Origin of the sequence: Solirhodobacter olei (assembly GCF_004010155.1) — a bacterium.
Lineage (GTDB): Bacteria > Pseudomonadota > Alphaproteobacteria > Rhodobacterales > Rhodobacteraceae > Solirhodobacter > Solirhodobacter olei.
Genome location: NZ_RRYH01000014.1, coordinates 1 through 9689 on the forward strand (window position 1 = coordinate 1; position 9689 = coordinate 9689).

The window sequence follows — 9689 nt, forward strand, 5'->3', positions numbered from 1 at the left end:
AGCTTTGTTCAGGAGCACGCGCTCCAAGATCGGCTCTTGGCGTGCGAGCGCGTCGAACTCGCAGCGACGGTAGAAGAGCACCTGGCAGTCGGTGAACGCTCTAACGCCGTAGCCGGAACGGGCGTCGAACGACGATCCGAAGATATCAGAGGCGGCGAGCAGGTCGACAATTTGCCAGCGGCCATCCGGAAGCCGCTTGGTCAGAGCGACGCGGCCACTGACAATGAAGCCAACGCAGTCCGAAGGGACATTCTCCTCGACCAGGATGTGGCCGGCGGCAAATTGGCTGATCAAATGAATAATTTCGCCGCCGAATTCCGGTAGAGGAGAAAGTGGGGCGCCCAATCCGGCCAGATTATTCTCCGCGGCTTGCGGCGCGCGGAACCTCGATTGCTCCCCCACACCCGATAGACTCATCGTCGCCTCCCCAATCAGCGTACGAGATCTGCTCCGGCTATGTGCCCCGATCAAACTCCGGGCAGCCCAGCATCCTACACCTACATTGGAGGGAAGCCCACTGTCCGGCCTTGACTTGCGTCAACGTGCACTCCCGCAATTGATTGAAGATGACAGCAGCGTCGGCATCGGCGATCTCGCAGACAGGGACGAACGTAGGCGAACGAATGCAATTGCGCCCATGCCCTAGCGTGCTGCGCTGCTCGTTCTAGTCTTGGTCTGGACGGGGACCTCCGTAGATTTCCCGGCCACTTCTTTCTCCAACCGGTGGTGGCGATCTGCTTTCGGCGGCGGCGTCGAACGTGCAACGTGAGCCCTCGGTGCCCGTCGCACTTGATGAGATCTCGCGTTCTTATGGCGCAGAGGTTGCACGATGACGCCGGTCAAAAGGCCGGCCGCCAGTATAACCGAATTGAAGTGCTGCGGCGCGGCAGCCGAGCCAACGCGCCAATGTCCAATCAGGGCCGAGGTCGACTTGACCATGGGGCCCGGCCCCGCCGGGAGGGAATCCCGTTTGACCAAGGTCACAGAAACGCCGCCCGCCGCTCCAAAAGGGCATCGCAGAGGTAATCTACGAAAAGCCGGACGCGCCGCACCCGGCGCAGCTCACCGTGCAGCAGCACCCAGGTCGAGCGGCGCTGGTCGAGCTCGGTGCCCGGGACGCGTTGCAGCTCGGGGAACGCCGATATCACCCAGGTTGCAAGAAACGTCATCCCAGCACCTGCGCGCACGAGGTGCAGGTGCATTTCTGGGTCGGGCACGCTGTGACGCACTCGGGCCTCGGGAAAGGCCGACCCCGCGATCATGGTCGCCAGCTCGGGCACGTCGCCGTAGCCGATCCAGCTCAAACCTTGCCCCCTGCGGCCGGATTTTGGCATGGCCAGCTCGATGTAATTGCGTGACGCCACCACTCCGATCGACAGTGGGAACAGCTTGCGTCCCACAGCATCGTCTTCGATGGCGGCGGCGTGGCGGATGGAGACATCGGTCTCGTTCCGGGCGATCGAGTCGAGTGTGTAGGCGAGGCGCAGTTCGATCTCGATCTCGGGATAGAGCGCCGCGAAGTCGGCCAGGACCGGCGCCAGAAGGTAGTGCCCCGTCATCGGGTCGGCCGATACACGGATGCGGCCTGATGCCTCGCGGTCGAGCCCCTGCACAGCGTTGAACCCTTTAAGCAGCGCGGCCTCGGCCTCGAGCGCCTGCGGCAGCAGCCTGCGCCCGGCGGCTGTCAGGGAAAGTCCATCTGCGCCCCGCCGAAAAAGCTGGGTGCCAAGCTGCGCCTCCAGCGCCTCGACCTGGCGGCGCAGGGTTGCATGGGTGCCGCTCAACTGCTCCGCCGCAGCCCGGAGCGAGCCGTTGCGGGCTACCGCCAGAAAGGCCGGAAGGGATTTCCAATCCATGATCGTCCGGATCGTTTATGAACCACTACGGGCCATCTTAGACACTCTTTGGTGCATCAAGAAACCTCTATCCCTTTTGCCACACCCAAAGACCAAGGAGCCCCCCATGACTTCGACGTGCACAGCCTGGCACATCCCGCGCTACGGCAGACCCGACACCCTCACGCCAATCGCCCTCCCAATGCCGCAGCCCGGCCCGACCGAGATGCTGATCCGCATCCGTGCCTCTGCGGTGACACGGGCCGACGGGATGATGCGCAAGGGAGAGCCGCTGTTTGCGCGCGCCTTCCTCGGCCTGCGGCGTCCGCGCAACGGGCTGTGCGGCACTGGCCTGTCTGGCGAGGTGATCGCCGTCGGCAACAAGGTCAGCCGCTTTGCGCCGGGGGATATGGTCTTTGGCGAGGCCGGGCTGCACTTTGGTGCCAATGCGAGCCACATCTGTATCGATGAGAACGGGGTCTTGATGTCCAAGCCGAAGGCCCTATCGCATGAGGACGCCGCCGTCCTCTGTGACGGCGTCCTGACATCACATCCTGGCACTTCCTGCGCAACCTCGGCCAGGTCCAGAACGGATACCGCGTCCTGATCCTTGGCGGGGCCGGTAGCCTCGGCAGTGCCGCGGTGCAGATCGCCGCCGCGATGGGCGCAGAGGTCACGGCCACCTGCAGCACCAAGAACGCAAGCTTCGTCGCGTCACTCGGGGCCACGCGCGTGATCGACTACAGCAGAGAAGAGGCCTTGCAGGCAAGGGCCCGTTACGACGTGATCTTCGACACGTTGGGCGTCGCGTCCTTTGCAGCGGCCAAGCCTGCGCTGACCAATGTAGGGCGCTACCTTTGCCCGGTCCTGACGCTGGGGCGCCTGCCCGCGATCCTGCTGTCCGGCCTTGTGGGCCGGAAACGCGCCCTGTTCGCAGCCACCGGCTTGGAAAAGCCGCAGCGACTGCGAGCCATGCTGTCGGAGATCCTGACACAAATCGACCAGGATCGCCTAGCACCGGTCATGGACAGGATCTATCCGCTGGCCGACCTTGTCGAGGCGCACGCCTATGTCGAGGCCGGTCACAAACGCGGCAATGTCGTCGTGATGTGAGAGGCTTGAAGTTGAGGCAGCAATGAGGCTTCTCGTCGACGCAGAGCACGACTGCCCGGCCCGGTGGGTCGCAGTAAAGCCCCACTATCTCGGTGTCCACAAAGTAGCTTCATCATGTTGGCCGAGGCGGCCCATCAAGTGCGGCACGGCGAAATTCGTCGGCGTCGTTCATGCTTGGGTAGGGAATATCGGGCACCGGCACCCGAAGATGGGCGCACAAGGGCTCCCATCCGTCACCAAGGCAATGAACCAGGAGCCGATCGGCCGGCACCTGCTCCTTGACGGCAGCTACATTTGCCTCGTAGACGGCCATGCAGTGTTCGCGATCGGCAGGAAGCCCTCCGAAGACCCGAAGGGAGATAAGTTGGCTTCCGGGAGCCGACTCTTCAGTTTCCGTGTCGGCAAGCACAACCTTCAGGATGGTTCGCTCGAAGCTCGCCCACCAACTTTCTGCCGAACGCCAGGTGAGGATAACGCGCGCGTCCGGAAAGGCTTCGATTAGCTGCGGCCAATAGTGGGCCGACGGCCAGTCGACGCATGAGGCGTAACCCTCAAATAGCTGGTTCCAATCTGGAACTGCCCCGGTTGCAATCTTCCTCCACTGGTGCCTGTGCTCAGGGTTATCGCGTAGGGCAATGAAGTGATGACAGGGGCCGAACCCGAGGATTTCAAGCGCCGTCCGCATTGAGGTCGTCCCTGTTCGGCCAAAGCCCGTGCCGATCACCCTCAGGGCCATAAACTCCCCCTTCCCGCAGGCTTGTATTGCGGTGCTATTGCGAGAGCGTGCGCCCAATGAGATCCAAACGCAACGTGCGCGATGTTCGGCCAAAGGAGGATGTGCGGCGACCCATTCCACCCCCCGGATTGAGGCGGTTTAGCGCTTGGCTTCGCGAAGCCTGAGGGGCCTGTCATAGACCTCGACGACCCGCGCCTTATCGCCGAATGCGACAGGTCCAAGCCTGCCGAAGGCAATTCTCGGGAGTCTGGGTGGCGATAGTGGCGAGTCGACCAGCCTGACTTTGATCCGAAGAACTCAGCCGTCAGCTCCGCTGGCATTCAGCGGAGGAAAATGCTGCGCGGTAGACGAACGGCGGGAATGCGAAACGCTGCAGGGCAGCGTCAGCAGCTCAGCGAACGGCTTGGCAATATCCAGACCGATTGTGGTAACCTTCGACATAGACGCCTCCCTCAGTGGTGCTTCAACATCTCCACTCTGGCACATAGATGCCGTCGGAGGGCGTCCACCCCATCAGCTCAGGGCCGTTCGCGATGGTCTGACAGTCGGGGCGGAGAGCGGACTTGCGGCACCGCGGCATGGCAGATGATGGATCTCGCCGAAGCGGCCTTTCGCGCCAGGCTCAGCATGCCGAGAGGCCAACGGGAAGACAGGGCGGAGAGCGGACACTTGCACATGCTGCGTAGCGCCTGCGGCAAAACGGGATAGCTGCCGTTCATGTGTCCCGCAGAACCTGGTTGAACCTTATGGTATACCGGTGACGACAGAATTCGTTCGTTGCTATGCCCCAGTGGGGCCCAGATCCGGAACAAACTGTTACGGGCGGCATGGACACATCACATTGGGATTCTCGGCGGCGAAGGCCCCACTGGGGCTCGTCTTCCAGGCCCAGACATGGAGCTCGTAGAAGGGTCGAGGCCGAAGCTGTTGGGCGCATCGTTGAACTTCATCAGGTGCCCCCCGATCGACGCCGGTCCCTTGAAGGTGACGTATTCGACGGCAATCAATTTCAGCGATCCTTCCGCTTAGGGCTCGTACATCACCGCTTGCGGGCGGGCGACGTCGAGCTTGCCGGACTTCAGATATGTCCTGCTTACGTAAAGGATGCCCATGCCGTCACCCATTGGCGCACTATCGCATGGGATCGGTGAATAGCCCTCCCTCACCGCCACTGCGACAGACCGGAATCGTTGGCTGTCCGCACTTCGGTCGCGAACGGGTTCATCGTTAGGGCCTCGGTTGGTTCTTGGGGCGCGGCAACATCGTAATGCACCTCGGTCGGGTACAGCACCGTTGATCTGGACATGTCCTGCCTGTAGGGGGACAGCACGGCGATGCAGCTCTAAGCTGCGCGGCAGCCTTGTGCGTTGCGGCGCAACCTGTGCCGGGGGCTGCGGATCAGGAACTGCTGAAGGCGACCTGCGGGCTGATCCGCGGCCGGGTGATGACTACCTGGTTCAACGTCAGGGTGGGCATACCCACAAGCCGGGCGATCGGATGGTAAATCATATGCGTTTCCACCACGATGAGCGTATCGCCTTGCGCAATGGTGGGCAGGCGCGGGACGTAGCTCTGCAAAGTGGTGTCATCGAGCGCCGGATTGCTGTTTGTGGCATAGGACCACATCACGTAGTACATCCCGGAAGTGCCGGCGTTGGGATCCCAGGAGACGCAGGTGACCCGGGCCCAGACCCCAGGGGGGTTATGGTCAAGGTAGCTGTAAAGCGAGGTGAGTCCGTCGATGTATGCGGGGGTGACGGTCTGGGTCTGGCGCGAAATCAGGTCGGCGATCGTGTAGGTCGCGCGAAGGTTGCGGGTCTTGGTGCCGAAGGCGTCGTAGAACTGGTAGGTTCCCAGATAGGCCCAGAGGACGAACGGCAGGATGATGAGAGTCTCGATCGCGACCGAGCCGCGGCTGTCGCGCAGGAAGCGCAGGACACCGGAAAGACTGCTGTGTTTCATGGCTTTAACCCGGCTCATTCACGAAGGCGGACGAGGCCGCGATCGCCATACCGCCTTTCGAATCTACGGTCAGATGCGGTCCGACCCCGACCAGCGGGAACATCAGATTGATGATCGCGCACGCGCGAACGATCATCAGCTGGTCTCCGGAGCCTTGCTGGACCGTCGTCACAGGCTGCAGCTTGGCATCGCGGTTGATGCAGGTCGCATTCGGCGGTGGCAGAGCCCATGTCGATGTGTCGACCGGCGTCAACTCGATAAGCATGCTGTTGTTGCAATCGGCAATCACACCAGCCGTATGGTTGCAGATGTAGGTGCGCAACGTATCGTTGGTCGGGTTCGTGAAGTGACCCAACCGCAACTCTCGCACCGCGAGATCCAGCGCGTGGTCAAGCATCGTCTGGCGCACCGTGATCCAGCCCACTTCGAATGCCTGGAACATGATCGCGATGAAAATCGGAAAGAGGATGACGAACTCCACCGTGGCGGTGCCGTCCTCGCGCCGGGCCGCACGGCCCAGCCGCCTGAGAGAGGAGAGAAGGCGCATCATTGGGTCAGCCTCAGGTGCTCGATGCTGGTCGCGATTTTGGCGAAGACCGAGGATATCTCCGTGCCCTGGGCATCGAAGTAGAAGGAGGGCGCACTGGCGCAGTCCTGCAGCGTCGAGGCGCCATGGGTCGAGGTCTGGAAGCCTATCGCGTAGATGAGCACGCCCTTGCTTTTCGCGGTCGAGCACATGGTGTGCAGATTGCTGTCCATGGTTGTCGAGGACACGACGTCGACGATGTTGTTATACATCGCGCTCGCTGTCGACGAGCCGTAGACGGCAGAGAGAACATTGGTCTTGTAGTAAGGAGCCGACATGTTGGCCCAGAGGGTCGGGTAGCTCCACTGCTCGGCTGTGCCCGTTGCCGTCGCGGTGGCGGTCTGGCTGCAGACGCCGCGGAAGTAGCTTTTGCAGTATGTATAGGTCCCTGCGCTACTGTCGAAAGGCTTCGAGTGCCAGCCACCGTCGACGGACCAGTAGTAAGGGGTATTGGGGTGGTTCACCGTATCTTCGAACGACCAGATACCTGTATTTGTCGTGCCGTTGACATTGGCGTAATAGGGCGAATTGCCTGAGTAATAGCCAGGCTTCAGTTGATAGCGGCTGGTGTTCTCGCCGTCCGACATGACGATCAGCACTTTCATGTTGGAGCTGTCGTTATAGGCGACGGGACGGCCTGAGTAGCTGGTGGCCAGCTTCCCGTCGTTGATCATGCCGTCGACGACGGGCTGCCAGGCAGGGTCAAGCGAGGCTGCCGCCCATTTCACGCCGGAGTCGATCGACGTGTAGCCGCCGGCCTGCATGTTATCGATGGTATTCTTGAGCGCAGTCGGGTCAGCCGAGAATACAATCGAGTCCCGATACGAGGCATCGTTGCACTCGACATTGCCATCGTTGATGTTCGTGGTGTTGTTCTCAAGGTCGGCATACCCCGTCCGCTGAAGCGTCGCGGTCGCGCTGATGGCCGTCGTGGTAAAATCGTTTGCCGTGAAGTCGACGCACCGCGCCTTGGTCTGCTCCGTCGAGACGTTCAGGTACTTGAGAAGATCGGACCCGATGTTGACGTGTGAATCATAGGGGAAGATCGACATCGTGATCGTGCCGGCCGCCGAATTGGTGAACATCGTGTCGACGAACTCATCGGCCGCCGTTTTCAGGCCCTCGATCTTACTCGTGCTGGTGCAGGACGAATAGCTGGTGCTGTGATAGCCGCTGTAACGGCCGTAGCCGGAGCCGTAGCTGGACGTGCAGCCTGAACTGCTGTTGTTCATCGCCTGGGTCATCGAACCGGAATTGTCGAGCGCCAACGCGATTTCGACATCGCCGATGCTTTGATCGGCTGTCGCGTTGTTAGTTATATGGATCGTGTTGATGCCTTCCAGCCGCATGAAGCTGGTGGGCATCGTGCTTGTGGCGACGACAGACACCTTCTTGTAATTGGCCGCAGAGGTCACGATGACCGATTGCAGATAGTCGGACATGCCCGCCTTGGCGAAGTAATCCTGCACGACCGACTTGGGGTCGAGCGACTGGTCGAGATTGGCGGCGGCGAGCACCGCGGTATCTTCGACGTTCTGAACCGACGTGCGAATGGATTCCGACCGCATCACGTCGACGGCGATGCCGCCAAGCATTAAGATCAGGATTGCGAGATAGACGCCGAAGATCGTCACGGTGCCATCATCCTCGCGCCGGAAGCGGGAGAGCTGCGCATTGATCCGCCGAAGGGCGGGCTGGAACCGGGGGGAGGACATTGTTCTGGTCATGTCGGTTACATCCTGGCGGCTTAAAAAAATCGCGTTCGCGTGCTGCTAATCCGGCAGAAGCCCGGTGATTGCGAGAGATGGGCGGCTCTCAGTAACTTCCATGAATCGGGTCGAAATAGGGCGCGGCCGGGTGGAATTTTGCGCATTTCGCCGATGATGGGCGCTTATTTCGCCGCATTTAGGGCGTGCGTATTGCCCAGTCGTGGGCAGAAATTCACGCTAAGCTCCCGATAAGAAACGCGGTCAGGCTGCCTTGGCGTTGATGATGGCGCAAAATCAGCCTCGGGCCTGAACACGCCCTTTCCCGTAATCGTTCAGGTGATGGCCTCGATCTCGGCCCGACCGAGAAGCGGTTTCTGATGGCGATGCGGATCTGGATATCAGCGGTCTCTCGATCTGGATCTCGTGACATGATCCGCTCACCGAAAAGCTTCAGGCAATTCATCTGAGCTTCGATCCGACTTCGGACTAATAATCGGCCCATCGTTTCCAGAGCGCCCTGCCAAGGCGTCGGGTTGCGCGCAGGATCTCGTTCCGGGCCGAGGCTGCAGGGCAGTCCTCATTCCAGGCGCGCCCGTTCCGGCGGATCGGTATGACGGCATGGGCACCTCGGTCGGTGATCGCGACGTGGCATCGTCGCGTGTCATAACCGCCCCCTGCCAGCACGTCTTCCATGCTCTCGTCGGGGAACTGCCGACCTTCCTGACCTCCTGGAAGATTCGGTAGATGCGGCGGAGGATGGCGAGGTTGGCGAGCGCAATGATCAGAAGGACCGTCGCCGAGACGCAGGTTCCGATGACACCGCCAATCGCGTGATATTCCTCGATCTGGTCCTTGAACGCGCTGGCGGTGGCGACGGCGGTCGAGGCGAGGGCGACGATCCTCGAATGGCCGAGCGAGAAGAAGTGCCCGTCCGCGACCGGACGCTTGCCGGCCTGCATGAGCTTCCGGGTTACGTTGTCGATGGCTGTTATGTGGTCCGCATCGACGGGCATGGCCGCAGCCCGAAGCCCCAGGCGATTAGCGCCGCGCCCAACAGCACCGGATAAGCCCGAAGGCTGAGCAGCGCCCAGCCCCAGGCCATAACATTCAGGAGGGTCAGGAGGCCGAGTAAACCGACGACCTTCGCAAGCGACGCTGTGCCCCGATCGTCGTACATTTGCCCGAAGGAAATCGCCGTAGTCCTTTCCCCTAGAGCGGCCCCGACTGCCGTTGGACGCTGTGGCAGGGAGCGTATGATGCCCCGCAAGCCCGTTTGCCGCCTTCTCCGACGAAGGCACCAGGCCGGTCAGGGCACATGACGAATGGTAATTTTGAGTTGATCCTGCTGAAAGACTCCCGTGATCGGCAATGACGGCTGCAAGCTTGGCCTCGGTCTGGAGGCTTCTGCTTCGTCGGGCGCGCCTCGAGATCGTCCAGAGCCGCCATTTTTCGAAATCTTTCTGTCGCACGAGCGCAACATGGGATGGGCGCTCTTTTTGAAGCGGACTGCGCCAAAGTTTCGTCCAAGTCTTTTGTCACCTCTCGGTCCTGGAAACTGCCTCGGGTTTGCGGCAGGCAGATATTTCCCGGTTGGCAGTGAGAGATCGATGCGAGTCATGAAACCCGCGAGAGGGCGCGATGCTTGAAGCATTTGCTGCCCAGCTGCCGCCTTTGGCTTCTATGCCGGCAGTCATCGTCATGCTCCTCATCTCGGCCGGATGCGGCGCGCTTCTCAACGCGCGACTGTC

At 61.3% G+C, this 9689-nt stretch carries 9 protein-coding genes and 2 pseudogenes; 2 read left to right on the forward strand and 9 right to left on the reverse strand.

Going from position 1 to position 9689, the window contains the following annotated elements; genetic code table 11:
* Together EIP85_RS11780 and EIP85_RS11785 are read right to left on the reverse strand one after the other, a co-directional pair.
* Window positions 1-417, reverse strand: a 417-nt coding sequence (locus EIP85_RS11780) for a cyclic nucleotide-binding domain-containing protein (protein WP_164871713.1), incomplete at its 3' end; no start/stop codon positions are given.
* A gap of 563 nt (window positions 418-980) precedes the next feature.
* Window positions 981-1856, reverse strand: coding sequence for a LysR family transcriptional regulator (locus tag EIP85_RS11785; protein ID WP_241559989.1), 876 nt, complete (start codon window positions 1854-1856; stop codon window positions 981-983).
* Window positions 1857-1962: 106 nt separating this feature from the next.
* Here EIP85_RS11785 and EIP85_RS23235 point away from each other — a divergent pair, with 106 nt between their 5' ends.
* Together EIP85_RS23235 and EIP85_RS23240 are read left to right on the forward strand one after the other, a co-directional pair.
* On the forward strand, window positions 1963-2442 hold the full coding sequence (locus EIP85_RS23235) for an alcohol dehydrogenase catalytic domain-containing protein (protein ID WP_241559991.1): 480 nt from the start codon (window positions 1963-1965) through the stop codon (window positions 2440-2442).
* 35 nt (window positions 2443-2477) lie between these two features.
* Window positions 2478-2948: a zinc-binding dehydrogenase gene (locus tag EIP85_RS23240; RefSeq protein ID WP_241559992.1), complete on the forward strand. Its 471-nt coding sequence runs from the start codon at window positions 2478-2480 to the stop codon at window positions 2946-2948.
* Between the two features lie 112 nt (window positions 2949-3060).
* Here the strand turns inward: EIP85_RS23240 and EIP85_RS11795 are convergent, their stop codons facing one another.
* From EIP85_RS11795 to EIP85_RS23245, 7 genes and pseudogenes are all read right to left on the reverse strand, one after another.
* Window positions 3061-3684: a sulfotransferase family protein gene (locus tag EIP85_RS11795; protein ID WP_127902391.1), complete on the reverse strand. Its 624-nt coding sequence runs from the start codon at window positions 3682-3684 to the stop codon at window positions 3061-3063.
* 297 nt (window positions 3685-3981) lie between these two features.
* Window positions 3982-4125: a hypothetical protein gene (locus EIP85_RS11800; RefSeq protein WP_164871712.1), complete on the reverse strand. Its 144-nt coding sequence runs from the start codon at window positions 4123-4125 to the stop codon at window positions 3982-3984.
* A gap of 957 nt (window positions 4126-5082) precedes the next feature.
* A complete protein-coding gene (locus EIP85_RS11810) occupies window positions 5083-5646 on the reverse strand; it encodes a TadE/TadG family type IV pilus assembly protein (RefSeq protein ID WP_127902393.1) in 564 nt (187 codons plus the stop codon).
* A gap of 4 nt (window positions 5647-5650) precedes the next feature.
* Window positions 5651-6196, reverse strand: coding sequence for a TadE/TadG family type IV pilus assembly protein (locus tag EIP85_RS11815; RefSeq protein ID WP_127902394.1), 546 nt, complete (start codon window positions 6194-6196; stop codon window positions 5651-5653).
* Window positions 6193-7959: a TadE/TadG family type IV pilus assembly protein gene (locus EIP85_RS11820; protein WP_127902395.1), complete on the reverse strand. Its 1767-nt coding sequence runs from the start codon at window positions 7957-7959 to the stop codon at window positions 6193-6195. Before EIP85_RS11820 ends, EIP85_RS11815 begins: the two co-directional genes overlap by 4 nt.
* Window positions 7960-8302: 343 nt before the next feature.
* Window positions 8303-8691 (reverse strand): annotated as a pseudogene (locus EIP85_RS11825) (transposase); the annotation flags it as partial.
* An 11-nt stretch (window positions 8692-8702) separates the two neighbouring features.
* Window positions 8703-8954, reverse strand: a pseudogene (locus tag EIP85_RS23245) (HoxN/HupN/NixA family nickel/cobalt transporter); the annotation flags it as partial.
* Window positions 8955-9689: the final 735 nt, after the last annotated feature.

What these genes read in the sequence shown, in the direction of transcription:
- EIP85_RS11785 (WP_241559989.1), bottom strand. Translation starts at nt 1,856, where the DNA reads ATGGATTGGAAATCCCTTCCGGCCTTTCTGGCGGTAGCCCGCAACGGC.
- EIP85_RS23235 (WP_241559991.1), top strand. Translation starts at nt 1,963, where the DNA reads ATGACTTCGACGTGCACAGCCTGGCACATCCCGCGCTACGGCAGACCC.
- EIP85_RS11795 (WP_127902391.1), bottom strand. Translation starts at nt 3,684, where the DNA reads ATGGCCCTGAGGGTGATCGGCACGGGCTTTGGCCGAACAGGGACGACC.
- EIP85_RS11800 (WP_164871712.1), bottom strand. Translation starts at nt 4,125, where the DNA reads ATGTCGAAGGTTACCACAATCGGTCTGGATATTGCCAAGCCGTTCGCT.
- EIP85_RS11810 (WP_127902393.1), bottom strand. Translation starts at nt 5,646, where the DNA reads ATGAAACACAGCAGTCTTTCCGGTGTCCTGCGCTTCCTGCGCGACAGC.
- EIP85_RS11815 (WP_127902394.1), bottom strand. Translation starts at nt 6,196, where the DNA reads ATGATGCGCCTTCTCTCCTCTCTCAGGCGGCTGGGCCGTGCGGCCCGG.
- EIP85_RS11820 (WP_127902395.1), bottom strand. Translation starts at nt 7,959, where the DNA reads ATGACCAGAACAATGTCCTCCCCCCGGTTCCAGCCCGCCCTTCGGCGG.